We start from the raw sequence: 25,226 nt of genomic DNA on the forward strand, positions 1-25,226 counted from the left end.
AGCCATGAGCAGGTTGAAGGTAAGGTAACACTTACTGGAGGACCGAACCCATAACTGTTGCAATAGTTCGGGATGACTTGTGGCTAGGGGTGAAAGGCCAATCAAACTCGGAAATAGCTGGTTCTCCGCGAAATCTATTTAGGTAGAGCGTCGACCGAATACCCCAGGGGGTAGAGCACTGGATGGGCTAGGGGTCCTCACCGGATTACCAAACCTAACCAAACTCCGAATACCTGGGAGTACTAGTCGGCAGACACACGGCGGGTGCTAACGTCCGTCGTGAAAAGGGAAACAACCCTGACCTACAGCTAAGGTCCCCAAGTTATGGCTAAGTGGGAAAGGATGTGAGGATCCCAAAACAACCAGGATGTTGGCTTAGAAGCAGCCATCATTTAAAGAAAGCGTAACAGCTCACTGGTCTAAATAAGGGTCTTTGCGCCGAAAATGTAACGGGGCTAAAGCCATACACCGAAGCTTAGGGTTCGTGAGCAATCACGAGCGGTAGCGGAGCGTTCTGTAAGCTGATGAAGCCGTACCCGTGAGGGGCGGTGGAGGTATCAGAAGTGCGAATGCTGACATGAGTAACGTAAGGGGAGTGAGAGACTCCCCCGCCGAAAGACCAAGGGTTCCTGCTTAAAGTTAATCTGAGCAGGGTTAGCCGGCCCCTAAGACGAGGCGGAAACGCGTAGTCGATGGGAACCACGTTAATATTCGTGGGCCTGGAGGTAGTGACGGATCACACAAGTTGTCCAATCTTATCGGATTGAAAGGGCAGCGGAGTGGTTCCAGGAAATAGCTCCTCCTTATAGACCGTACCCGAAACCGACACTGGTGGTCAGGTAGAGTATACCAAGGCGCTTGAGAGAACTATGCTGAAGGAACTCGGCAAATTGCACGCGTAACTTCGGAAGAAGCGTGACCCTTTTCTGCGCAAGCAGAGGAGGGTGGCACAGACCAGGGGGTAGCGACTGTTTATCAAAAACACAGGGCTCTGCGAAGCCGCAAGGCGACGTATAGGGTCTGACGCCTGCCCGGTGCTGGAAGGTTAAGAGGAGGGGTGCAAGCTCTGAATCGAAGCCCCAGTAAACGGCGGCCGTAACTATAACGGTCCTAAGGTAGCGAAATTCCTTGTCGGGTAAGTTCCGACCTGCACGAATGGCGTAACGACTTCCCCGCTGTCTCCAGCATAGACTCAGTGAAATTGAATTCCCCGTGAAGATGCGGGGTTCCTGCGGTTAGACGGAAAGACCCCGTGCACCTTTACTATAGCTTTACATTGGCATTCGTAGTGGCATGTGTAGGATAGGTGGTAGGCTTTGAAGCCTGGGCGCCAGCTCAGGTGGAGCCACCCTTGAAATACCACCCTTATCACTATGGATGTCTAACCGCGGCCCGTTATCCGGGTCCGGGACAATGTATGGTGGGTAGTTTGACTGGGGCGGTCGCCTCCTAAAGAGTAACGGAGGCGCGCGATGGTGGGCTCAGAACGGTCGGAAATCGTTCGCTGAGTGCAATGGCATAAGCCTGCCTGACTGCGAGACTGACAAGTCGAGCAGAGACGAAAGTCGGTCATAGTGATCCGGTGGTCCCGCGTGGAAGGGCCATCGCTCAACGGATAAAAGGTACGCCGGGGATAACAGGCTGATGACCCCCAAGAGTCCATATCGACGGGGTTGTTTGGCACCTCGATGTCGACTCATCGCATCCTGGGGCTGGAGCAGGTCCCAAGGGTATGGCTGTTCGCCATTTAAAGCGGTACGTGAGTTGGGTTCAGAACGTCGTGAGACAGTTCGGTCCCTATCTGCCGTGGGTGTAGGAATATTGAAAGGATCTGTCCCTAGTACGAGAGGACCGGGATGGACGGATCTCTGGTGGACCTGTTGTGGCGCCAGCCGCATTGCAGGGTAGCTATATCCGGACGGGATAACCGCTGAAGGCATCTAAGCGGGAAACCCACCTTGAAACGAGTATTCCCTGAGAACCGTGGAAGACGACCACGTTGATAGGCCGGGTGTGGAAGAGCGGCAACGCTTGAAGCTTACCGGTACTAATAGTTCGATAGGCTTGATCGTTCTCATTACTTATATCCATCAAGGCGCAATCCGAAGGATTGTCGCCATTCTCACTCACGCTTGTTCCGCCCTGCGGGCGGCGCTACGTGGGTGCGGCGCAACAGCGCCGACGGTCGGTCGACCTTGCGAAGCTTGGCTTCGAAGGGCGCCAGGCTGAAAGAACGTCAAAGGCACAACAAAGACCAGCGAACAGCTTAGAGAAAGCAGCAAATAGGGCTCCCTATTCGCTACTCACTATTGGCTATTCGCTCAAACAGCTTCTCGATTTGAACGTGCGTTTTGCCGACCTGGTGGTTATGGCGGAGCGGCTGCACCCGATCCCATTCCGAACTCGGCCGTGAAACGCTCCAGCGCTGATGGTACTTCGTCTCAAGACGCGGGAGAGTAGGTCGCTGCCAGGTCTGCAAAGCGCATGTTCACCTCACATCCAGATCACAGTCTCCGGATGAAGACAATCTTCTCTCTACGATCTTAAGGCCCGCCAAACGGGATCACGGGCCGCGCAAGCGGCCCTTTCATTTGGCGGCTCTTGAATCAGGTAAGATCAAACTTACCTCCAAGGACGCAAGCAAACGCTTGCTCGTAATCGCAAGCAAACGCTTGCTCGTGGTCGCAAGCAAACGCTTGCTCGTAGTTGACGCGGGGTGGAGCAGCCCGGTAGCTCGTCAGGCTCATAACCTGAAGGTCACAGGTTCAAATCCTGTCCCCGCAACCACTTTCATCATAAATCAATAACCGTCCCGGTCTAACCGGGGCGGTTTTTTCGTTTTAAGGGCGGATATGCATTGACCGCTCCAATCGGCCTCACGCCGCTGGAGTCCCTTCCCCGACCGCCTTGAGTCTACTACCCACTCGCACGCGGCGAGGGCATTGCTAATGCATACCCAATCGGCCGGAAGACATTCTGCTATCGGCCCAAAGCGGTCGCTACACGATTCATGCTGCGTAATTCAAATCAGGACGTTCCAACCCCGTCCTGCGCGCATTCGACGACTATGTTCACTGCTTCCTGAAGCAGCGTGCCCAACCGCCGGCCCTTTTGCCAGAACACGACATAGTGATAGAGCGCGCTTGGCTCGAAGGGGCGGACGTCCACAGGAAAAGACGCATATTGCCGGGCGGCGAAAGTGTTGCTGCTTGAAATACCCAGACCCGCGGCGACGAAACTGACCTCTTGGCCAATGATGTCGACCTGTATCGCGAGATGCGGCTCCGCCCCCATATAGCGCATGGCGTTCTCATTCATCAGATGCGACTGCATCTGGGGTTCGATATCCGCTAGCGGTTCCCCCACGAGGTCTTCAGGCCTGATGATGTCCTTTTGCGCGAACCGGTGGCCGCGGGGGAAGATGTAGACATTGGTCGCGATCGTTACCGGGCGCCAGTCGAAGACGTTGCCGTCCAGCGGCAGCCGTGAAATTCCGATGTCGGCGCGGCCTTCCAGAACGTGGTCCGCCACTTCCGGGTAGGTGCCGGATTTGAGAACGATGCCCGCGACCTGCTGGCGTGAGCGCAGCCTATGGAAAGCCTCCGGAAGAAGCCGCAGCGAGAAGATGTGCGGCGCCGCGATGCTGATCGTATCGCTGTCGATGCCCTTCAGCGTCTCGACCGTCTTGGCGATCCTCTCCATCTGGACGAAGGTCGCGTCGCTGTCGCGAAAAAGGATCATCGTCTGGGCCGTTGGCAGAAGCCGCCCCTTGTCGCGCACGAACAATTGCACCCCGAGCAAGCCCTCCAGGATCCGAATTTGCTGGCTGACGGCGGGCTGGGTGATCTCCAGCGCCTTGGCGGCAGCCCGCTCCGAGCCCGACCTGACCACCTCGCGTAGGATCTGTAGCTGGCGAAGCGTGATGCCGGTTTTCGAGATTTCCACCATGATGAAACGTCCGTGCGGCTGCCGATCGCGGCGTACTGCGTGCGAGGTCAACTTATACTGCCATGCCGATTGCGCCAGACTGATTGCTGCAATAGCGCCGATGGCGGTTATCCGGATTGAGATGATCTTCAGCCATATTAGCTGAGCTTATCGAAAAATATCTTCGCTTATAAATTGACCGCTGAAAGCTCCGCGGGCAATTGTGAAATCAAGACGCCGTCTCCGAAGGCGCTTGGCGCCGAGGCAAAGCGACGCTGCCACAGATCGACAACCGAAAGCAGAAGGATGATGCCGCTCCATGCGCGCAGCAAGGGCTTTGTCGTGTCCAGCATTCCCGGCGTTTCGTATCGGCGGCGCGCGATCTCCGGCGCGGAGCGCCTGATGCCTGGCGGTCCGATATCTGACCAGGCCCCGACGCACGGCATCCGCGCCGAGCGGATCGAAAAGCGGCTTGGCGGCAACGACGTCCTGCGCGGCGTCGATCTCGACGTCTGTCCAGGCGAAATTCTCTCGATCCTCGGCAGCAGCGGCTCGGGCAAGAGCACGCTTCTGCGGTGCCTCAATCTTCTGACCGTCCCCGACCGCGGCGACATCTGGATCCACGGCGAGAAGCTGGCGATCCGAGCGGCATCACAGCATGGCTGGCCGGCCGCCATCCTCGACCAGCGGCAGGTCCGAAGGGCGCGGACTTGCGTCGGCATGGTGTTCCAGAACTTCAATCTCTGGCCCCACAGGACGGCGCTTGAGAATGTCACGGAAGGTCCCGTGCTCGTGAAGGGACTTCGGCGCCATGCAGCAACCGATCTCGGGCATCATTACCTCGCCAAGGTCGGGCTCTCGGGCAAGGCGCACGCCTATCCCCATCACCTTTCCGGCGGGCAGCAGCAGCGCGTGGCTATTGCCCGTGCGCTGGCGATGGAGCCAGGCGTGCTGCTCTTCGATGAGCCTACCTCGGCGCTGGACCCGGAGCTGGTGGGCGAAGTGCTGCGCGTCATGGCAGCACTTGCTGAGGAGGGGCGCACCATGGTGATCGTCACCCATGAACTCGCCTTCGCGCGCGAGGTGTCGACGCGGGCGGCCTTCATGCATCGCGGGCTGATCGAAGAGGAAAGCCCACCGCGGCAATTCTTCTCCTCTCCCGTCTCCAGCCGCCTTCGCGGCTTTCTCGCCTCACATCGGTAGAAGGACCTCGCGCATGGACGGATTCGCCGCGCAGTTTGTCAGCGGACTGAAGACGACAGTCCTGCTGGCGCTCGTCAGCGGCGCGCTCGGCATGGCGCTCGGATTGCTTGCGGCGGCGGGGCGATTGTCGCGGTGGAGGGCTGTGAGCCTCTCGGTCGGCCTCTACACGACGATCGTTCGCGGCGTGCCCGAACTCATCATCATCCTGCTGATCTATTTCGGCGGAACAGTCGCCATCAGCGCCTTTTTCGGCCGCTATGTCGAGGTCAACGCCTTCCTTGCCGGGGTCGTCTCCCTCACCGTCGTTTTCGGGGCGTATGCGGCGGAAATCTTCCGAGGTGCGGTGCTTAGCATACCCACGGGACAGATCGAGGCGGCCCGCTCGCTCGGGCTGCATCCGTGGCAGACCTGGTTGCTGGTCATCCTACCGCAGATGTTGCGCATTGCCCTGCCGGCGCTTGCTAACCAGTCGATCTCGCTGGTCAAGGAAACCTCGCTGATCTCGATCGTCGGATTGACCGATATCATGCGGGTCGCCGCCATCGGCGCCGGCTCGCTGCGGGCGCCGCTGACGTTCTATCTCGCCGCATCGGCCGTCTATCTCGCGCTGACCAGCCTTGCGCTGGTGATCTTCAATCTTCTCGAACGGCGCTTTGCCGTTCCTGGACGGTGAGGCGCCGGGTCATGGACATCTCACTCCTCTTCACCAGCATCCTCACCCTTGCCGGCGGCATTCCGCTGACGCTGCTGCTGACATTCGCATCGCTCTCTGCAGGCCTCGTCCTCGCTGTGCCGCTGGCCTTCATGCGCGCGTCGTCTCGCAAGTGGCTCTCGCTGCCCGTGCTTGCCTATACTTATGTGTTCCGCGGCACGCCTCTGCTCGTCCAGCTTTTCATCATCTATTACGGCCTCGGCCAGATCGGCGCCATTCGCTCGAGCGTGCTGTGGATCCTGCTGCGCGATCCTTTCTGGTGCTGCCTGTTGGCCTTTTCCCTGAACGGCGCCGCTTACACGACGGAGATTTTTCGCGGCGGCATCCAGGCTGTTAGTGCAGGTATGATCGAGGCGGCGCAGGCGGTGGGCATGTCGCCGTTGCAGATCAAGCGCCGGATCATCTTCCCGATCGCCGTCCGATGCGTGCTCCCCTCCTATGCCAACGAGGTGATCAGCCTGGTGAAAGCGACGTCGCTCGCCAGCACCGTGACATTGCTGGAGATAACCGGCCTGTCGCGAAAACTGGTTTCGGAAACCTTCGCACCCTACGAGATCTTCATTGCCGCCGGCGTGCTCTATCTCGGCCTGACATTCCTCCTGGCCGGCTTTTTCCACCTGCTGGAAGCCCGGTTGAATGGCGCGCCAAGGGCAAAAGCACACCAGCATCGGGTCGACCTGCAGCAGGTGGCCCATGGACAATAGTCCTCGTCAAAACCCATTGCCCGTCGCCGAGACGGCCTGGCGTGAAATCAACCTGTCGGCCATCGCCTCAAACTATCGCGCCGTCCGGGCGGCGGTCGGCCAAGGCACGAAGATCTTCGCCTGCCTGAAGCAGGACGCCTATGGATGCGGGGCGGGCAAGGTCGCGTCTGTCTTATCCGCGGCGGGCGCCGACGCCTTCGGCGTGGTGTCGGCCGCCGACGCGCTGGCGGTGCGGGAGGCGGCGCCGGGAAAACCCATCCTCATGTATCCGGGCATCGGCCCGGACGCCGTCGATCTTGTTCGCGATCTCGACCTGACGATTTCGATTTCTGGCGAGGAGGATCTGGCGGGCTGGCTGGCGACCGGCGCGCCACTAAAGGTTTTCGTCAAGGTCGATCTGGGTTTCTGGCGCGCCGGCGTGTCTCCCGCGAACCTGCGACGCCTGCTCGATCTATGTGCTTCGCAGCGCAGCATCGCCGTTGCCGGTCTCTATGCTCATCTCAGCGAGTTCGGCGATGCCGGTTCCTCGGCGCCTGAGCAGGTTGCGCGCCTGAGCCCGCTTCTCGAAGAGCTGAAGGCAGCGGGGCGCCTCCCCAAAACGATCATGGTCTCAAGCAGCGAAAGCCTGCTTCACCATCCGGAATTCGACATGGGCGCGGTCGATCCCGGTGCGCTCCTCTTCGGGCTGGTCCGTTCCTGCGCCGGGCGCCGCACCTTATCCATCTGTGCGGCCTTGTCGGCGATCAAGGCGCGTATCGTCGCGCTGAAGACGAGTGACGACAGCATGGGAGCGCCGCCGGACCTGCCGGGGTATCGCCCGGACATGCGCCTCGCGGTGCTGGGCATCGGCTGGGGGCACGGGGTGCCGCGGCACCTCGATGCCTCGGCTTCGGTGCTCGTCAGGGGACGGCGTGCTTCAATCGTGCCGCCGATCCATCTCGAACATCTTCGTATCGATGTCACGGACATTCCCGAAGCCATGCTCGGGGATGAAGCGGTGCTGCTCGGCTCTTCCGGCGGCGACCGCATCACTCTGCCCGAGCTCGCCAGGGTCTGGAAGACAGACGAAACCGGCGTCGCCTGCGGCCCGCGTGAGAGCCTGCGCCGTATAGACGTTGCACGAGAATTCAAACCAAACCAACAAGAAGGGGAATGACATGAGAAGACATCCGACTTGCGCCCTTGCGGCTTTCCTGCTGGCCGCCGGTCTCGCCCATGCCGAAGAGCGCACGGCCATCACAATTGCCTCGGAAGGGGCTTCGCCGCCTTGGGATTTTATCGACACGAAGGGCGCGCTCGTCGGCTTCGATATCGATGTCGGCAAGGAGCTCTGCACTCGGATCAAGCTGCAATGCACCTTCGTCGCCCAGGATTGGGACGGTATCATCCCCGGTCTTCTGGTGAAGAAATACGATGCGATCATGGCCGGCATGTCGATCACCGAAAAGCGCAAGAAATCGATCGCCTTCTCCATTCCCTATGCGGTGGCGCCGAACCAGATTGTCATGCGCCGGGGGCTCGGCCTGCCCGCAAGCGATATCGATGCCAAACTGAACCTGACCAACATCGACGCGGCGAAGAAAGAGACTATCGAAAAGCTGCGGGAGAGCCTGAAGGGCAGGACGCTGGGTGTCCTTCGCTCGTCCAATTCGGAGGCGGTCGTTCGCGAGCTCTTCGGCGATATCGCCTAGGTTCGCAGCTATGACAGCCAGGAAAACATCAAGCTCGACCTCGCGTCCGAACGCATCGACGGCGGCCTGGGCGACCGTCTGATGTGGAAGCAATTCCTCGACACGCCGGAAGGCAAGGCGGTCGAATTCTTCGGCCCGCAGCTTTCAGGGGGCACCTGGGGTCCCGGCGTCGGTGTCGGTCTTCGCAAGGAGGATGCCGATCTCGCCGAGGCCTTCGATAAGGCCATCGACGCGAGCGTCAAGGACGGCGCGCTCGGCAAAATCAGCCAAAAATGGTTCGGCGTGGATATTTCCCCGCAGCTCGCCAAGTGAGCGCTCGCCGTCGATGTCCGGCGGCCTCAAAACGAGGATTTGAAGCGCGTCGCCTGATCCGTTTCAGCGCGACGCGCTTAAGGACGCTTTCCAAAAATATCTCCAGGGTTCGCTATTCATGTCTTCACCGTTCACGCTCGTCCTGACCGGGCAATCCCTCATTCATCACGATCTCCGGCAGGTCCATGACGAAGGATTTGCCGCGATCAAAGCGCTGATCCGGCAGGCCGACATCGCCTTCACCAATTTCGAGACGACAGTGTTCGGCCGGTATGGCGGATGGCCGATGAAAGGTTCCTTCTTTGGCTGTTCGCCGCCCGTCGTGCTGGATGCTTTGAAGGACGTCGGCTTCAACGCCCTGGCGCTCTCCAACAATCACGCCTTCGACCTCGGCCCCCCTGGCGTCCTGTCGACGCTCGAAGAGGTGGCGCAAAGAGAATTCCTTTACGCCGGCATCGGTGACGATGCCGCGCATGCGCGTCGGCCGGGAATGAAGACCTTCGGCAGGCGACGGGTGGCGCTTGTCGCCATGGACGCGGGGCCAGGCCCGGCGACCATGTATGCGGCCGACGCGACGGACCGGCGCCCCGCGAGGCCAGGCGTCAACGGGCTCGATGTATCGAGGCGGTTTGAGGTCGATCCCACAGTGTTTGCAAGCCTGACGGGTATTCAGGAAATGTTCCAAAGCAGTCGGATGGAGCGGGCCAACTATGCCCAGCCGCACGATCCGCCTGAACTCCGATCGCCTAACGAGATCGACTTTTACGGGACGATCTTTTGCCGCTCCTCGAACAACAGCCGCCGGATCCTGGTGGACGAGGCGAGCCTGCAAGGCCAGCTCTCGGCGATCCGTCGGGCCGCCGCGGAGGGGGCCTTCGTCATCGCCTACCTCCATCACCATCATTGGGAGCCGAATTGGCGGGAGGTTCCGGTATGGGTTCAGTCGCTCGCGCGCGCCTGCGTCGATGCCGGGGCCGGGGTGTTCGTCAGTCACGGCGCTCCCGTCCTGCAGCCCGTGGAGATCTATCGCGGCGCGCCGATCTTCTTCGGGCTGGGCAATTTCCTCTTCCATCTCAATGCGGGCGAGGTGGTGTGGAGCGCGCCGGACGTCTGGAAGAGCATGGTCGCGACGTGCAGCTTCGATGCCAATGCGCGGCTGCAGTCGATCGACTTCCTTCCCATCGTCATCGGCGGCGAGAGGATGCTTAGCGCCGAAAATTATCATGAGCGCATCGTTCCGGCTCCAGCATCGCAAAAGCTGGGGGCGAAGATGATTGAGGACCTGGCGGCCCGCTCACGCTCGCACGGCGTATCGATCGCCGTCGAAGCGGCCAATGAAATGACAGGTGGTTGCTTTCGAGCAGAAGGCTCGCTTTGACGTCTCGAAAGGTGAGAGGGATTCGGCGGACCGAGTGGGGAGTCCGCTTCAAAGAGAGAGGCACCTCGCCGCGGGCGATTCTCGCGCACCTGCTCAGTTGTGCGGCGCTCCTGCAAGCCTTCATCACGAACCCTTTTCTTTACCAACAGCGAGCGTCGGTATCGGCGGCTGTGGGTCCCCGCAACCACTTTCATACCTTGCGGTGCTTGGGCCACAAGCCTACCTTTCCCTTTTAGGCGGAAGAGAGGGGGTGGCCGTGATAGCCCGGATTTTCGCCTCGCTCGGATTGATATCGGTCGCAATTTTCTTCGGCGCCGCCGCACCGGCATGGGGTGACGAATGCCTCATCCCGAAGGCTAGCGGACTAGAGATCGGCGGCTTGGTCGTTGCTCAGGGTGCCACATCATTGCGGGGCGCTCCGCCGCAAGGCTCATTTGGGACTCTTGGAGCGAGCTTAGGCGCAACCAAAGCCGGTGCCTCATACACTGTTCAAGATAAAAAGTGCGTCAGAGTCATATTTTTGGGCGCCAGCTATGGCTGCTCCTTAAGGGCGCTGGTGGGGTTCTGTCCGGAACCGATGACGCGCCGTTCGAATATTTCACCCCTAAGAACTGAGGAGGATATCGTGTCGGGGGATGCTCCGGGCTTTTTCGAAGTCCATCTCGCCTTTACGTTAGCTTTTCAATCATGCTAGCTTTAGTCGGACTATTTTACTTTGGGGTTTGGTCGCGCTCGTACGTGTATCCGGCGCAAGTGATGGTTCCATTCCGACGTCAGCTCATCGCGGTCGCGCCGGTTGGTCTGATCACAATGGCTGTATATGCAAAGACGGTTTTGCCGGGCATCACCAACGGCGACGACGATGCAACCGATATAGCTTTGATTGCAGGTTACGCAATTATATACGGCATGCTGTCGCGCGAAACTCTAGACAGAATGCTCGCTGGCGTGAGGGCTCCGATCGCCCTCCCTCAGCCGAACGATCCGGCGGCGTCTGATCAGCGTTAGCGGGGTCATATTTTCCTACCGCCCACGACACATTGGCCAAATTAACCCGGCTCACTGTGAAGGTCTTCGCTCGCCTGTACTGTTCCAGCGGTCTGGCATGTCGCCTGGCTTCGGCGCTATGACGATCCGGCTGCGGCCCGTCGTGAATCTCGTCATCCGAGAGTACCAAAGCTTTCCTACCGTGCCCGGTAGTCGATCGGGGAGGTCTTCCCCTCAGCGGACCGCGTGCGAGGCGACAAGGTGGTCGAAATACTCGGATACATATTCGTCCACGACGTTGTAAGAAACGCGCGTTCGATCGAAGATCCTCTCTTCGTCCTCCTCGAACACCGCCGCTACAACCGGATCGGGCGTGCCCGCGAAGGCGGCGTCAAAAGCTGCCTTATTCTTGAACACGACTCCATGACAACGTCGAAGCCCGTGTCGCCGGTCTGCCCTGTGAGCCAGTCCGGCATGGGATTCAGGTGGCGACGCATGTAGCGGAGGATGCCCCGCCGATCGAGATACTTCTCAGCCAGCTTGCAAGTGTGGCAGCCCCCCCTTGAGGCAGTCGACCTCCACGAACAACAGGTCACGATTCTGTCTACTGTCGTCGTTATAACCAAGTGGACATTTGTAAATGCGTGGTTGCCCTTTGCTTGTGCTATGCCTAGAAGCACATTGCCGGGGGAAGATCAGGGGCTAGGTCTAGGGCGTGGGTTCTAAGTTCGAGAAGCTAAACAGGCTGCGCGAGTCTCTGCGCGAGTCCAACCATGATTTTCGTGCAAGTACCCAGCTGTTCAGTAGCTTGGACGTCTCGAAAATTGATCGCGATATGGATCTCGCTGGTCGCGGAAAGGAACGTGGCGAAGCGAACCAACCGCCAAAGAGCGCGAAGAATCTCGATGACGTCGAACATGCCATCGTCGAACGTGTCGAGGATGAGAAGAAGGCTTGCTATCATACTCTTGAGGACAGCCTCCAGCTTCTAGGTGGGCGTCTAGCCGGGCTGGATTTCGAAGAGCAGTTCGGCCTGATCCGCCAGGCGAATGCAGCGAGCGTATCGGATTTCAAGGCTTCGGTTGCCGTCGGGTTGGACGAGCTCCACGGATTGAGAAGGGCTCTTAACGACGCTGAGAAAGAGCACTCTTGGTTCAAGGAAAAGCACGGCTTGGTTCGAGCCGCGCGCGTGCAGCACGGCGCGGCTCACATTTTCAGGCTGTCGCTGCTGCTGTTCTTGTTCCTCATCGAGACTGCAATGAACGGCAGCTTCCTCGCGAAGGGAAACGAGCAGGGCTTTTTTGGAGGCATCCTCGAAGCCGCGGCATTCTCCTTCATCAACATCGGCGCCGCGCTGCTGTTGGCGGTTTTCTGCGCCCGATTGGTCACCCACCGGTCCATTTTTTGGAAGTTGGTAGGTATCGGTTCGATCATTTTCTACATTGCGTTGGCCGTGACCATAAACCTCGCCTTGGCTCATTATCGCGAGGTAAGTGGGTCGCTCGCAGACGGTGCGGGCGTAGAGGTTATCCGGTATCTGCGTGCTGATCCAATGGGTCTGACGGACGTGAAGTCCTGGTTGCTCTTTGGCATCGGGCTCATGTTCTCGCTTTTCGCGTTTATCGACGGCTGGTTCGTGTTCGACCCGTATCCAGGATACGCGGGCGTTGAGAATCGGCTGGTTTGCCGGCGCGAGGACTACATCGATCGCAAGAAGGAGCTGATCGAGGAACTGCAAGCTGTTCGGGACGATCACAACGAAAAGGTCGAGGACATCGTCAAGGAACTTGGCAGTCGTCGCAGGGAGCAACGCGCGATCGTCGATCATCGCTCGAGGCTTCTGGCGCTCTTTGCTCAGCATCAGGATCAGTTGGAGCGGGCCTGCAATCAGCTTCTTTCCAAATACCGCGAAGCGAACATCCAGGCCCGAACGGAGCCGGCGCCCAAGCATTTCGGATCGCCCTACAAGCTTGATCGGATAAAGCCCCACGTCTCGGGAGAGGGAGAGTGGAGCGAGTCTGACATCGGCTCATCGATCCGCGACGCACAGGAAGAACTCAACGCTCAGGTTCGGCTGATCGGCCAAGAATGTGAACGTGGTATTGAACAATACCGGGACCTCGACAAGCTTCATCCCGACAGTGTGAGCAATGGCTAGGCGGTCTCGTAGGCGCAAGAAGGGCCAAGCGGGCACGATCGTCGCAGCTGTTGCCCTAGGCATTTTATCGGTCGCAATGTTGGCCGGCTTTGGCTGGATGTGGTCTAGATCCGGCACTGGTCAGATCGATGCCAGCACGAATTGTCCGTTGGGCGGGCCGACCAGTCTAACCGCCGTTCTGATCGACGCTACTGATCCGGTTTCAGCAACGACGATGGCGGATCTGAAGAATGAATTCCGCAAGGCCATCGCTCGTGTCGAGCCGGGCGGCTATGTGAGGATTTACACGCTGAACTCTGATCCCGGCGATCTGACCGTGATGTTCGACGGGTGCAACCCAGGGGATGGGTCGACGGTGGACAGTTGGACCAATAATCCCGCGCGTCGCCAGAAGAAATGGGAAGACGCTTTCGGCGATCCCCTTAGCAAGCTCCCTGACGAAATTCCGAATAGCGACTCCGTGAGCCAATCGCCGATCATGGCTGGCATCCAGAAAATCAAGCTATCGCTCTTCGATAGCAACTTGGCGGGACCGGGCAGCGCAAAGCGGTTGGTTGTCGCGTCGGACATGATCGAGCACACGTCGCTTTATTCCCAGTACCGATCGGGCCTCGACTACCAGAAATATCTCAACAGCGCCGCCGACCGAACCTACGGCACCTCGCTCGATGGGGTGAACGTCACGATTCTCTATGTCGATAGGGCAAAGAAGCCATTCCAGTCGCTCGACCACGCCGAGTTCTGGACGCAGTGGGTCCAGAGCCACCATGGCGAGTTCGAGAAGCTGGTTGGCTTGGAAGGGTTAAACTGATGGCCAGGAAACACGACCATGCCTTGTTGGGTCATCCAGGTTTTCCGCTGGTTGTCTTTGCGGCGTTGACCCTTGGCGGCTGTGTCTTCATCGCTGTCGCCAAGCTGTATGGTGTGAACCCAATTGTGGCGGCGGGCATACCGGTCTGCCTGATGTTCTTCTATCTGGGCGTCTCGATCTTCACGGGTAAGCTGCGGCTTCACGATGAGCAGACCGGCGACAACCTCTACTACATGGGCTTCCTATACACACTGACGAGCCTTGGGGTGTCGTTGTTTCAGTTTGGTTCGGAGGGTTCGACTGAAACCATCGTCAGGAACTTTGGTATCGCGGTGACGTCGACGATCACGGGGATCGCGCTCAGAATTTTCTACAATCAGATGCGCCGGGACCCTGCCGATATTGAGCGGACGGCGAGACACGAGCTCGCTGACATGACGCGGCGGGTGAGAGCTGAGATGGAAAGCGTGACGAGGGAGTTTGCGGACTTTCGCCGCGTTAGCCATCAAATGCTCGAAGAGGGCTTCGCGGAGATTGCCGCGCAGGCGGAGCGCAACGGCGAGCACATCAGATCCGCCCTAGACAAAATTGCAATGGAGGCGATCAAGCCGGTCCAGGAGGCGTCAGGCAAACTCAGCGATGCGCTCAAGGACAATTTCGGGCAGATCGAAAGTCAGTTCTCGTCGATTGCGCAGCGCGTCGAGGCGGCCGCCGATTTGCTCGACAAAGCCAATGGCTCGATGTCCACGTCGGTGAGCAAGCTCGGCGCGCAAGCCGACACGGTGGCCACGAAGCTGGAGAAGGTGGTCGTTCCTGACGAGGTGCTGAAGAACGATTTGGCGCCGATGGTGAAGATGCTCGGCAGCGCGGTCGCGCAGTATGCCGTGAAGACCGAGACCGCCTCGCAGGAGCAGCAAGGTCGCATGACCAGTCTTGCCGATGCCGTGGCGAAGGTCGCGAGTGGAGTGGAGCGGGCCGCCGTTGCCGCGGAGAAGACTGCCGAGTCTGTTCAAGCCCAGCAGAACGTGACCCAGGCGCTCGCGGCGGTGGTGCAAAAGCAAAGCAAGGACACTAGCGAGCTCGTCGCAACGCTCGCGGAAAAGAGTCTCCACGTCTCGCGCCCGAACCATTCCGCCAACGGCACAATAGCAATCGAGCCGACACCTTCGGTGACGCCTGCGGCTAGTGTCGGCGAAGAGGCGCCGATCAAGATTGCGGAGAGCCCGCAAGGCGACTCCTTCCAAACTTTGAGCGGCACACCGCAAGCAGAGAAGGTTGAACCGCCGAGAAGATCCAGCTGGTGGGGCAGGTGAGCGACGTCGGCGGAACATCAGTCGCTTTCGAGCGCAAGGGCTATGGCCGCGGCCTAATCCTTGGCCTGACGATGGCCGAAACAATGCTGCTTCTCGTTTTCTGCCTTCTGTTGGCCGCCGGCGCCATCATAGCAAAGAAGGAGAAAGAGGCGGCGGAGGCACTGAAGGTTGCGCAGTCCGTCCAGGAGAACGTTCGCAAGCTCGAGGAGGAGAACAAGCGGCTGGTTGCTCAACTGAATGCGCTGATCAACCCCGCGACGGGCCGCAATGTGCCTGACCGGGAATGGCGCGAGCTTGTCCTGGCGAAAGAGGCCGTCGAAGCAATCAGGAAGGCGGGACTAACGGTTGAAGAGGTCGTGAAAAGGGCACCGGTCACCAAAGTCCTCGCCGAGAACGACGTGGACGTCGATCAGGCCAAAGAGATGTTCGAGCACATGAAGGTGCTGAAGGAATATGGCTACATTGGCGCGGCCAAGACCTCGAAGGACCTTTCAGACGCGCTGAAGAAGGCAGGTGAGGCCACGATAGCCGCCAAGCCACACGATTGGCCACCAATCATCAGCCTCAGCGAGCTTAAAGGCTATAATTTTGAATCCGGCAGCGCGGAGCTTTCCGATGGCTTCAAGACGAAGCTTCGTTACATGTCGAAGACCATCGCCAGTATCGCGACTTCGTATGGGGTCGACGTCATCGAGGTGATCGGCCACACGGACGAGCAAGCAATGTCTGGAACGTCATCGAACATGGACAAAGATCTCCAACCGGTTCTGGCCGGAAAGGTCCAGGTTGGTAAGCTACATCCAGCCGACAACGCGGGCCTTGGATTGGCGCGTGCAATTTCGGTCACGAGCATCCTTCGCGGCATGCCCGAGCTGAAAGGGTTCACCATCCTGCCGATGTCGGGTGGCCAACTGATATTGCCTGGCGACCGTCTGACGGACGGGGCACAGGCTGGCGACGTGAAGGCAAGACGACGAATTGAAATCAGAGTGAGGCAGCGCTCCCGCGAGACAGATCTGGCGCCGACGGGGGGATCGAAGTCATGAATGGGACAGAATGCTCGTGACCTAGCGCTCACAGCATCGAGTTGGGGGGCTCAAAGGGATGGGGTTTTACGTTCGCAAATCGGTCAGCGCAGGACCGTTCCGGTTCAACTTTTCATCGGGCGGCGTCGGTGTCTCCGTAGGTGTGAAGGGCCTTCGGATCGGGACTGGCCCACGGGCCCATTACATCCATGCAGGCGTTGGCGGTCTTTACTATCGCGGGACGCTCGGAAAGGCCGGCGCGAAAAACATTGCTAGACGGCCGGCGCCTCAAACACCGCACATACAGCCGCAACCGACTGCGCCGGAATACGTGGCCGACGGCGTCGTGATGAGGGAGATCGAATCTGGCGACGTGATGGACATGCGCGATGAGACCTCATCCGAAGTGCTGGACGAAATCAACGCCAGACAGTCGCAGACGCGGCTCTCGGTGATCCTGGCGGTCTTGTTCGGCGTCGTAGGTTTCCTTGTCGGAACGGCAATCGGAGGTGCCGGGCCGGTGGTGGGAGTAGCTGCCTTCTTACCCGGCATGTTGATCGGCAAATGGTTTGACGGCTATCGCCGGGTGAGCGTGCTTTACTACGATCTGGAACAGGACGCCGAGGCTGCCTATGGCAGGCTGGTGGCCGCATTCGAAACGCTTACGGGTTGCGCGGGAAGGTGGCATGTTGCGGCAGGGGGCAAGATCGAGGATTTGACGACTTGGAAACGTAACGCCGGTGCCAGCATGCTTGTCGACAAAAAGCCGACGACACTTGCAACCACGTTGCCGCAGGTTGTCCGCAGCAACGTCACGCCGCCTTCGATACACGTCGGCAGGCAGGTGCTCTATTTCATGCCGGACCTTGTCCTAGTGAAAGACGGAAATCGCTACGGCGCCATCGGCTATGGCGATCTTCGAATCCAATTTGCACCGAGCAATTTCATTGAGACTGGCCAAGTTCCATCCGATGCTCAGGTGGTAGGCCATGCTTGGGCGCATCCCAACAAGAACGGCGGCCCGGACAGGCGGTTCAAAAACAATCGTCAGATTCCGATCTGCCGATATGAGGCATTGCGGCTATCGAGCGCGAACGGATTAAATGAGCTCGTCGAGTTCTCGAAAACGAATGTCAGTCAGCCGTTCTGCCAGGCAATCTCAGCGCTCGCCCAAGTGCACGGGTCGCACCGATCGACACTGTACTCGGCGGGGCAGCGCAGCCTAACGTCCAGATCCTGAACCTTCGTACGCAGGTAGGTTGACCTGCGCAGCCAACTCAGCAGAGGCCCTCGCAAGGTACGCCATCGCCGTCTCGGTCGAGCTTGCCGCCCCATGAGCAGTTGTTCAGGTACCAATGCGCTTCCTCGCAGGAGGAGATTTGCGAGCAATAGCGTCGAGGCTGGCAGGAGTAGCTCTGCGCTACCTTGCCTTGGCTGATCAGGCCGATCTTATTATTCGTCGGCGGCTTTGGATCGTCCAAATGGCCGGCCCGCCACTCCCATGGGGCCTCGAATTCGCCAGTCCAGATTCCCACCTTGGCTGACTTTGCTTGCGCCTGCAGCTCCGCGTATGCGCCGTGGCTGTATCGGGGCCAATCAAGAGCCTGGCCGTGCTCAACCATCCAAGACGCTACGCTGGCGCCGTCCGCGCGGCGACAATCGCCCACGAAGCGGTGATACCTGTCCCACGACACGAAGTTGCATTGCACGGGGCGAGAGGCGGCCAAGAAGGTGTCCAAGGCCTCGGCTGCTCGACGCCCGCACGGATAATCGGCGCCAGTGGAATCTTTGCAGAGCTGCCGGCTTTCAGGTGCATCGATACCGTTGAAGCGGATGCGCTGACCGTGGATTTCGATCGTGTCACCGTCCACAACTGACGCGGTCCCCATTATTTCCGGTGGGTTGGCGGTAGTCCAGTTAGCTATGGTGGCGCCAAGTTCGCTGTGGCTGCCTCCAGTGAGGGAAAGGGCGGCGTAAGCTGAGGCCGCCAGTCCGACGATTGCTAGTGATACGACCGCAAGGGTCCGGCCGCGGGAAACGCGGACAACAGAGCTTCGGCGGCCGCGCCTTAGGCGCGACCGGTGTCTCTGGGATTGCCGATCGTTCTTCAATTGTTAGCTCCCCGCACGAAAAGGCGGCCTCAGCGTCCTCGTCCTCTCTTGGCCGGCGCCTTTCTTGCCACGGTCTTGCGGCCAAGACCGAGCGATTTGGCGAGGTTGGAGCGGCTTTCCGAATAGCTGGGGGCGACCATCGGGTAGTCGTGTGGCAGTCGCCATTTTTCCCGATACTCGTCGGGGGTGAGGCCGAAATGGGTGGCCAAATGCCGCTTAAGAGATTTGAATTTCTTTCCGTCCTCAAGGCAGATGATGTAGTCCGGCGTCACAGATCGCTTCGGATTGACGGCAGGGACCTGTGCTGGCTTTTCAGGTTCAACTGGTTGACCAATACGTGCCAACGACGAATTTACGCTCTCGATGAGGTCCGGCAGCGATGATACGGGGACAGCGTTTTTGCTGACATAGGCTGAAACAATGTCGGCGGTGAGTTCGATGATTGATCCCAAGTGGTTGTGAGGTTCGTCTGCCAATTCAAAGCCCCAAAAAATTTGCCAGCGTAGCTTGCTATCTCCGACCTTACTTCAAAACAAGCCGATCGATCGAATCAATCCTGCACGAACGATTGTATTGTTAACAAGAGGGTTTTGGCCGCGCCGATTGCGGAGGCCGCCTGACGACAGGGAAATTTTCTCTGTATAGAATCGTCGAACTCGCTTGAGAATAGGCAATTGGGGGACCTACACTGGGGCAAATCCCATAGAGGCGCCAATCGTGACATCTTCCAAACTCCCTCCCAAGAAACCGCGTAAGCGGGCCAGGACCGCCGAGGAACTTGAGAACTTGGGGCGAGCCCCGAGTGCCGGTGCCTTACGATTCCGCAGCGGGATTCGATGATGACAAAGACCTAATCGAAGCGGCCGCTTTCGCCGCGCGCGAGAGGCCGTCATCGTTGGATACCGACTGAGGAAGCGCCCCGACGATCGATCTCTTGGTCAACTCCTATAACCACGAGTTTCAGCCGCTTCATCGCCGGTCGTTGCAGCCTCCTGTGCGGCTACGGTTGCAACGCGCGAGATAATGTGGAACAAATAAAGAACGAAGTAAGATAGACTCATTAGTCGGGCCTTGGCCGGCTTTGTGCATCACTTCCTTACATTCGCGGGCCACTTCGCGATTGTTTGAAGCCGAGCCTAGAGCCGAAATCTAATGGTCCATGCTATCGCATCCATAAATGTTGAGGTGCAGTCGGCAAGAGATCTTTATTCACAAAGTCCAAAATGGACTGATTTTTTGTTGCGACCGCCACTGCGTAGGTTCTATGTGTTTCATTCTGCGCGGGGGGGTGTAGTTGTCAGACGTCGAAAAATCGGTCTTCCAGAGCGACCTGCCTCTGAGGGAGAAACTCGAGCGCGCCAGGATGGAGCTGCTCGATCTTTCCGCCCGCAATCGGCTTTTGAACGTGCCGCGGTTTTCCAAGAGCGCGAAGACGATCGACGTCGTCGATGAGCGGTCATCCGAGATCTATCGGTTGCTGGTGAATGAAGGCAAAGCCTTTACCTTCCTTGCCGGCAAGCCCGACAGGCCAAAGGCAGGCCAAGAAGCCGCCGTCGACGACGAGATTGATTATTCGCCCATTTCCCTTGCTCAGCCGGAGGATGATGAGACCGACGACCGAGGCGTATCCGTGCGACATTCAGACACGAAGCTGCAAACGCGGATGACTCCCACCGGCTTACAACGCCGGCTCCTTGACCTCTACCATGATGCGAGGACGCTGGAAGAGGAGCAGGGCGTCAACATCCTCTTTCTGGCTCTCGGAATGCTGAAGTGGATTGACCCAAACAACAAGGAAAACATCCGCCAAGCTCCGCTTATTTTGGTACCGGTCCGTCTAGAGCGAGGAACGGCTGGAGAGAAGTTCCGGCTGCGCGCCAGGCCGGAGGATCAGAGCGCGAACCTCTCCCTCGAGCTCTATCTCGATCGGATGCATAAGCTCGCCATGCCGAGCTTCGATGTGGGGGATGACTTCGACGCCTCGAAATATCTCGATGCCGTGGCTGAAGCGATCTCGACCAAGGAGGGTTGGGAGGTGCTCCGGGACGACATGGTGCTGGGCTTCTTCTCCTTCGCGAAGTTCTTGATGTACCGAGACCTTGATCCCGAGATCTGGCCCGTAGGATCGAAGATCATCGAGCAACCGAAGATCCGTTCGCTCCTTTCAGATGGCTTTGAAGCACGCGAGCCGCTGATGTCTGACGATATCGCGATCGATCCGCACATCGCCCCTGCGGAGATGTTGCATATCGTCGACAGCGACAGTTCACAGACGCTTGCGATCCACGATGTCCGGAAGGGCCGCGACCTTGTGATCCAAGGTCCCCCGGGCACTGGCAAATCGCAGACGATTGCAAACGTTATCGCGTCGGCCGTGGCTGACGGAAAGACGGTGCTTTTCGTGGCCGAAAAAATGGCCGCGCTTGAGGTCGTGAAGCGCCGCCTGGACAATGCCGGGGTGGGGGATGCCTGCCTCGAGCTCCATAGCAACAAGGCGAACAAGCGCATGATGCTGGAGGAGCTGCGTCGTACTTGGCAGCTCGGATCGCCTCGAGGACAATTCCCGTCTGCGCTCACCGACCAACTCTCGCGGGCGCGCGACAAGCTCAATGCGCATGCCGACCGTATGCATGTTCCGTTCGGCGCATCAGCCCTGACGCCGTACCAGGTTTTCGGCCAGCTGACCCGGCTCAGGCAGAACGGGCAAAGACCCGTAGATATCGAACTCGAAGGTGCCACAGATTGGACGAGCGAAGACGTTTCGTCACGCCGGAAGCTGCTAGACGAGGTCTCTCAGCGGATCACCGAAATCGGGCTCCCCATCCACCATCCCTGGAGAGGAGTTGGCCTGGATGTCGTACTGCCAACCACCGTCGAGCGGCTCGTCCCGCGCATCGGATCATTGCTGGATCAAGCGAGGGCCGTGCAGGCCAAACTGATCGACATTGCCGCGATGATCGAGGCCGAGCCTCCGAGAATTTTGAGCGACAGCGGCGAGATCGAAGATCGCGCAGAACTCCTAGCGTCGGCACCAGAGCTGCCCGCTGATGCGTTGGTCTCGCCGGTATGGGACGACCAGCCTAAAGAGATCTCGTCACTTCTTTGGACAGGATCGGATTTCGCCCGCAAATACGACGACGTTTCGCAGCACTTGGCGGCGACGGCGATCGACACTCCAATAGAAGATCTCGAGACAGAGCTTGCAAAGCTGCCGTCGGAATTTTCGACAGACGGCTTCGTTCGCGCGCACCAGCTGACTGTCCTGCTCCCGCGCTTGCGGGATGAAGCGGAACGGCTGAACCAGGAGCTCGGGTCGACGGTCGTACCGGACACGCTGGCAGGGGTCGTTAGATTGATCGCGACGGGCGAGAGAGTTGCGGCTGCCCCTGACGCAAGCCCCGAGGCGTTTGCCGCAACGGTTTGGGACTCAGGTCTCGAACAAGCGGCAGACCTTGCCGAGAGCGTCGCGACGCTTGAGGCGGTACAAGCAGAACTGAAGGGCAAGGTCGTCGATGTTGCCTGGAACACGGATGTAGCAGCAACAAGGCAAGCCCTCGCCACTCATACGGGCCTGTTGAAGGCATTGAGCGGTGATTACCGGCGCGCCAAGGCGTTGGTTCGATCCCTTCTGGTCGGTTCCAACACGCCTTCGACTGAGATCGTGCGTCTCCTGGACGTGTTGATGAAAGGGCAAGCGGCAGCCGCAAGGGTTCGTGATGGCGACGCCTTTGGTCGCTCCGCCTTCGGCGCGGATTGGCGCCGCGAGAAATCGTCGTCGGCACCGCTCTTAGCGCTAGTGGAATGGATGCGCACGCTGAGGGGGCTAGGCTCGGAACCGCGACTTATCGCTGGGCGGATGGCTGAGCGCTCCGAAGCAGGTGCGCGGGCACTACGGGTTCGCAAAGTGATCGATATCGGCCGGCCGATGATCGAGGGTTTCTGGAATGATCTCGGCCACCTTGCGCCATCCATCCTGGGTGACGTGGCGTCCGCGGAAAGGGCTTCACTACAGCTGATGGAAGCGAAGGCGCGCTCCGTGGCTCAAGCGGACGAAGCGTCTCGAGGGGTTCTGGCCAGCCTGCCCGATCAGTTGTCGCATCGGCTGGAGCTTGTACGACGCCTCGGCGCTCTACAAAAGCTCGCCCAAGAGATCGATGCTGCTGAGGGCCTTGGTCTATCCGCTTTCGGCTCGTCTTGGCTTGGGCGAGGATCCAATTGGGCCGCGCTTACGCAGGCCGAGCTCTGGTTGAAAAACAACGGCGCGCTCCGACATCTGGTCGCGCGTTTGCCTGACAGGGTCGAGATCGCGAAATCGGCCCGTTCAACGCGAGAAGCGACCCAAGCTGCGGCGCTGCAGTTGAAGTCGCTTGCCCAGGATCTGAAAACTGATGCCTCGTCGTTGTTCGCAGTTGGCGATTTCTCAGAGGTCGAGATTGCCGAGTTGATTGCTCGATTGGAGGGCTGGGTCGAGCACCAGGAACAGCTCTCGAAATGGGTTGCCTACGAAGAACGATCCGAAAGCGCCCGAAAGGCTGGACTAGGACAGTTGATCGACGGCGGCCTAGCCGATGGCCAGATTCCGACCGCATCGGCGCGATCGGTCTTCGACATGGCCTATTACGAGAAAATGCTGACGGCGATGGCGACCAAAGAGCCGGAGCTCGGGCGGTTCGACGGCGAGCTCCATTCCAGAGCTGTGCGTGACTTTGCGGATTTGGACCGGCAACGGATCAAGGCTAGCGCCATCGAGGTCGTAACCGCGCATCATCGCAAGATCCCTTCAAGAGATGGTGGAGCTGGCCCTGTCGGATTGCTTCGATCTGAGATGGCGCGCAAAAGGGGCCATATGCCTATCCGGCAGCTGATGCTGAGAGCAGGACCTGCTGTCCAAGCGCTGAAGCCGGTGTTCATGATGAGCCCGCTTTCGGTGGCGCAGTTCTTATCGCCCGGTCGGATGTCGTTCGACCTCCTGGTTATGGATGAGGCGTCTCAGATCCAGCCGGTTGATGCGCTCGGTGCGATCGCCAGGGCAAACCAGGTGGTGGTCGTTGGCGATGAACGCCAACTGCCGCCAACGACATTCTTCGCGAAGATGACGGGCTCGCAGTCTGAAGATGACGACGGCGAGGGTGCGCAGGTCGCTGATATCGAAAGTATCCTCGGGCTTTTCACTGCCCGTGGTTTGCCGCAGCGCATGCTTCGCTGGCACTACCGCAGTCGACATCAATCGCTGATCGCGGTGTCGAATAGCCAGTTCTACGAGAACCGGCTCTTCATAGTTCCGAGCCCCTATACCCAAGAGGCCGGCATGGGGCTGCGGTTCCATCACGTGCCTGACGGAGTGTTCGATTCAGGTGGTACAGGGACGAATCCGATCGAGGCGCGAGCTGTAGCAGAAGCGATCATCCGTCACGCGAAGTCGAATCCACAAGAGTCTCTTGGCGTTGCGACTTTTTCTGTTAGCCAACGTCGTGCGATCCAAGATGAGGTTGAAGCGCTGCGGCGGCTGAATCCGGATACCGAAGACTTCTTCCACGCCCATCCGAGTGAGCCGTTTTTCGTCAAGAACCTGGAAAACGTTCAAGGCGACGAGCGGGACGTGATCATGATCTCGGTAGGATACGCGAAGAATGCCCAGGGCTACATGGCCATGCGCTTCGGCCCACTCGGTTCGGAAGGTGGCGAGCGTCGCCTCAACGTGCTCATAAGCCGGGCAAAGCGCGCCTGTGAGGTGTACGCGTCCATTACAGATGAGGACATCGACCTTGAGCGCGGAAAGGGTAAGGGGGTTTTCGCCTTCAAGCTCTTTTTGCATTACGCAAGGACTGGTCGCATCTCGCTCGCGCAGACCACGACCCGCGAGATGGATTCAATCTTTGAAGAACAGGTAGCCAACGCATTGATTGAACGAGGCTATCAGGTCCATGCGCAGGTGGGCATCGCGGGCTTCTTCATCGATCTGGCAGTCGCGGATCCCGAGCGGCCAGGACGCTATCTGCTCGGTATCGAATGCGACGGCGCTGAGTATCACTCGTCGCGTTCGGCGAGAGATCGCGATCGGCTACGGCAGGCTGTACTTGAAGACCATGGCTGGATCATTCATCGCATCTGGAGCGCTGACTGGTTCCAGCGCCCGCGCGAACAGCTCGAGAGGACCGTGGCAGCGATCGAGGCTTCAACAAGAGAACTCGCTGAACGTGCAGAGTTGGGAAACCAGCGAAGCCGTGCTGCGGCCGTGCAGGTCGTGACGGTCGACCGTGGCAGCGTCACGGAAATCGGCTTGGAAACCACGAACGGAGCCGCGGCACCAGATCGAGCCTACGCGGAAGCCAGGGTGCAGATACCGCACGGGCAGTTTGAACTTCACGAGACGCCGACCGGTCTGCTGGCTGGGCTGGTCGAGCAAGTCGTGGCTGCAGAGACGCCAATCCATCTCGACGAGGTGGTCTCGCGTATCCGGGATGCATGGGGCCTGCAGCGGGCCGGCGGCAGAATCCAGGACGCAATTGAGCGCGGCCTTGTTGTCGCCGAAGAACGGGGAGCGGTGGCACGTCGAGGCGATTTCTGCTTCAAGCCTGGCGCCTCTATTCAGCTACGCGACCGCAGTGGTGTCTTGTCTCCTGGATTGCGTAAGCCAGAGATGATTTCGTCGGAGGAAGTCGCCCAAGGAGCAATCGAGGTGGTGAAAAGCAACCTGGGTGCGACGGAGGACGAAATCGCAACGAGCGTTTCGAGGATGCTGGGCTTCAAAGCCACCAGCGCGCAGTTGAGGCAATTGATTTCATCGGCAGTCGCCGGCGCGGTCGCGAATGGATCGTTGCGATATCAAGACGGACTGCTGATCGACGGCGCAAACGGTCAGTGAGACATCAGCGACAACGCGAGGGCGGCTGC

Annotated in this window: 15 protein-coding genes, 1 tRNA gene, 2 rRNA genes and 2 pseudogenes (1 of these 20 cut by a window edge); 16 read left to right on the top strand and 4 right to left on the bottom strand. The window is 59.2% G+C overall.

The features are described from left to right. The 3 genes from LB526_RS24700 to LB526_RS24710 form a co-directional block, all read left to right on the top strand. Positions 1–2,072 (top strand): 23S ribosomal RNA (locus LB526_RS24700) (it extends 752 nt beyond the left edge of the window). Positions 2,073–2,358: 286 nt separating this feature from the next. Next, positions 2,359–2,473, top strand: a 5S ribosomal RNA gene (rrf, locus tag LB526_RS24705). Positions 2,474–2,710: 237 nt separating this feature from the next. Next, positions 2,711–2,787: transfer RNA gene (locus LB526_RS24710), tRNA-Met, on the top strand. Between the two features lie 240 nt (positions 2,788–3,027). Here the strand turns inward: LB526_RS24710 and LB526_RS24715 are convergent. Further along, positions 3,028–3,948 carry a LysR family transcriptional regulator gene (locus tag LB526_RS24715; RefSeq protein WP_224630112.1) on the bottom strand — a complete coding sequence of 307 codons (921 nt, stop codon included), beginning with the start codon at positions 3,946–3,948 and terminating at the stop codon, positions 3,028–3,030. A gap of 381 nt (positions 3,949–4,329) precedes the next feature. Between LB526_RS24715 and LB526_RS24720 the strand changes: the two genes are divergently transcribed. The 6 genes and pseudogenes from LB526_RS24720 to LB526_RS24745 all read left to right on the top strand — a co-directional run bounded on the left by LB526_RS24720 (position 4,330) and on the right by LB526_RS24745 (position 9,927). Continuing rightward, complete coding sequence (locus LB526_RS24720; RefSeq protein WP_224630153.1) at positions 4,330–5,130, top strand: amino acid ABC transporter ATP-binding protein; 801 nt, start codon at positions 4,330–4,332, stop codon at positions 5,128–5,130. Positions 5,131–5,143: 13 nt separating this feature from the next. Further along, positions 5,144–5,803, top strand: a complete 660-nt coding sequence (locus tag LB526_RS24725; protein WP_224630113.1) for an ABC transporter permease — start codon at positions 5,144–5,146, stop codon at positions 5,801–5,803. A gap of 11 nt (positions 5,804–5,814) precedes the next feature. Beyond that, complete coding sequence (locus tag LB526_RS24730) at positions 5,815–6,546, top strand: ABC transporter permease (RefSeq protein ID WP_224630114.1); 732 nt, start codon at positions 5,815–5,817, stop codon at positions 6,544–6,546. Continuing rightward, positions 6,536–7,702: an alanine racemase gene (locus tag LB526_RS24735; protein ID WP_224630115.1), complete on the top strand. Its 1,167-nt coding sequence runs from the start codon at positions 6,536–6,538 to the stop codon at positions 7,700–7,702. The genes LB526_RS24730 and LB526_RS24735 overlap by 11 nt, the downstream gene beginning before the upstream one ends. A 1-nt stretch (position 7,703) precedes the next feature. Continuing rightward, positions 7,704–8,549, top strand: a pseudogene (locus LB526_RS24740) (transporter substrate-binding domain-containing protein). 118 nt (positions 8,550–8,667) lie between these two features. Further along, on the top strand, positions 8,668–9,927 hold the full coding sequence (locus tag LB526_RS24745) for a CapA family protein (protein WP_224630116.1): 1,260 nt from the start codon (positions 8,668–8,670) through the stop codon (positions 9,925–9,927). Positions 9,928–11,148: 1,221 nt separating this feature from the next. On the opposite strand, the gene LB526_RS24750 is transcribed toward LB526_RS24745, so the two are convergent. Continuing rightward, positions 11,149–11,331 (bottom strand): hypothetical protein, encoded by a 183-nt coding sequence (locus LB526_RS24750; RefSeq protein WP_224630117.1) that lies wholly within the window; start codon positions 11,329–11,331, stop codon positions 11,149–11,151. A 298-nt stretch (positions 11,332–11,629) separates the two neighbouring features. Here LB526_RS24750 and LB526_RS24755 point away from each other — a divergent pair, with 298 nt between their 5' ends. From LB526_RS24755 to LB526_RS24780, 6 genes and pseudogenes are all read left to right on the top strand, one after another. Further along, positions 11,630–13,072 carry a hypothetical protein gene (locus tag LB526_RS24755; RefSeq protein WP_224630118.1) on the top strand — a complete coding sequence of 481 codons (1,443 nt, stop codon included), beginning with the start codon at positions 11,630–11,632 and terminating at the stop codon, positions 13,070–13,072. 148 nt (positions 13,073–13,220) lie between these two features. Next, a complete protein-coding gene (locus tag LB526_RS24760) occupies positions 13,221–13,883 on the top strand; it encodes a hypothetical protein (RefSeq protein ID WP_224630119.1) in 663 nt (220 codons plus the stop codon). Further along, positions 13,883–15,196, top strand: a complete 1,314-nt coding sequence (locus LB526_RS24765; protein WP_224630120.1) for an apolipoprotein A1/A4/E family protein — start codon at positions 13,883–13,885, stop codon at positions 15,194–15,196. Before LB526_RS24760 ends, LB526_RS24765 begins: the two co-directional genes overlap by 1 nt. Beyond that, a complete protein-coding gene (locus LB526_RS24770) occupies positions 15,193–16,242 on the top strand; it encodes a hypothetical protein (RefSeq protein ID WP_224630121.1) in 1,050 nt (349 codons plus the stop codon). Before LB526_RS24765 ends, LB526_RS24770 begins: the two co-directional genes overlap by 4 nt. 58 nt (positions 16,243–16,300) lie before the next feature. Then, positions 16,301–16,447: pseudogene (locus tag LB526_RS29850) on the top strand (DUF4236 domain-containing protein); the annotation flags it as partial. 105 nt (positions 16,448–16,552) lie between these two features. Continuing rightward, entirely contained in the window at positions 16,553–17,461 is a 909-nt protein-coding gene (locus tag LB526_RS24780; RefSeq protein ID WP_224630156.1) for a hypothetical protein, read from the top strand. A gap of 37 nt (positions 17,462–17,498) precedes the next feature. On the opposite strand, the gene LB526_RS24785 is transcribed toward LB526_RS24780, so the two are convergent. Both LB526_RS24785 and LB526_RS24790 read right to left on the bottom strand, forming a co-directional pair. Further along, positions 17,499–18,092 carry a thermonuclease family protein gene (locus LB526_RS24785; RefSeq protein WP_224630122.1) on the bottom strand — a complete coding sequence of 198 codons (594 nt, stop codon included), beginning with the start codon at positions 18,090–18,092 and terminating at the stop codon, positions 17,499–17,501. A gap of 269 nt (positions 18,093–18,361) precedes the next feature. Continuing rightward, positions 18,362–18,808, bottom strand: coding sequence for a MucR family transcriptional regulator (locus LB526_RS24790; protein ID WP_224630123.1), 447 nt, complete (start codon positions 18,806–18,808; stop codon positions 18,362–18,364). A gap of 818 nt (positions 18,809–19,626) precedes the next feature. On the opposite strand from LB526_RS24790, the gene LB526_RS24795 reads away from it, so the two are divergent. After that, complete coding sequence (locus tag LB526_RS24795; protein ID WP_224630124.1) at positions 19,627–25,197, top strand: DUF3320 domain-containing protein; 5,571 nt, start codon at positions 19,627–19,629, stop codon at positions 25,195–25,197. Positions 25,198–25,226: the final 29 nt, after the last annotated feature.

The organism is Mesorhizobium sp. CA6, assembly GCF_020165035.1.
Taxonomy (GTDB): Bacteria; Pseudomonadota; Alphaproteobacteria; order Rhizobiales; family Rhizobiaceae; genus Mesorhizobium.

Bases quoted from the DNA above. Each gene is read 5' to 3' on its own strand.
- LB526_RS24715 (WP_224630112.1), bottom strand. From the start codon at position 3,948: ATGGTGGAAATCTCGAAAACCGGCATCACGCTTCGCCAGCTACAGATC.
- LB526_RS24720 (WP_224630153.1), top strand. From the start codon at position 4,330: ATGCCTGGCGGTCCGATATCTGACCAGGCCCCGACGCACGGCATCCGC.
- LB526_RS24725 (WP_224630113.1), top strand. From the start codon at position 5,144: ATGGACGGATTCGCCGCGCAGTTTGTCAGCGGACTGAAGACGACAGTC.
- LB526_RS24730 (WP_224630114.1), top strand. From the start codon at position 5,815: ATGGACATCTCACTCCTCTTCACCAGCATCCTCACCCTTGCCGGCGGC.
- LB526_RS24735 (WP_224630115.1), top strand. From the start codon at position 6,536: ATGGACAATAGTCCTCGTCAAAACCCATTGCCCGTCGCCGAGACGGCC.
- LB526_RS24745 (WP_224630116.1), top strand. From the start codon at position 8,668: ATGTCTTCACCGTTCACGCTCGTCCTGACCGGGCAATCCCTCATTCAT.
- LB526_RS24765 (WP_224630120.1), top strand. From the start codon at position 13,883: ATGGCCAGGAAACACGACCATGCCTTGTTGGGTCATCCAGGTTTTCCG.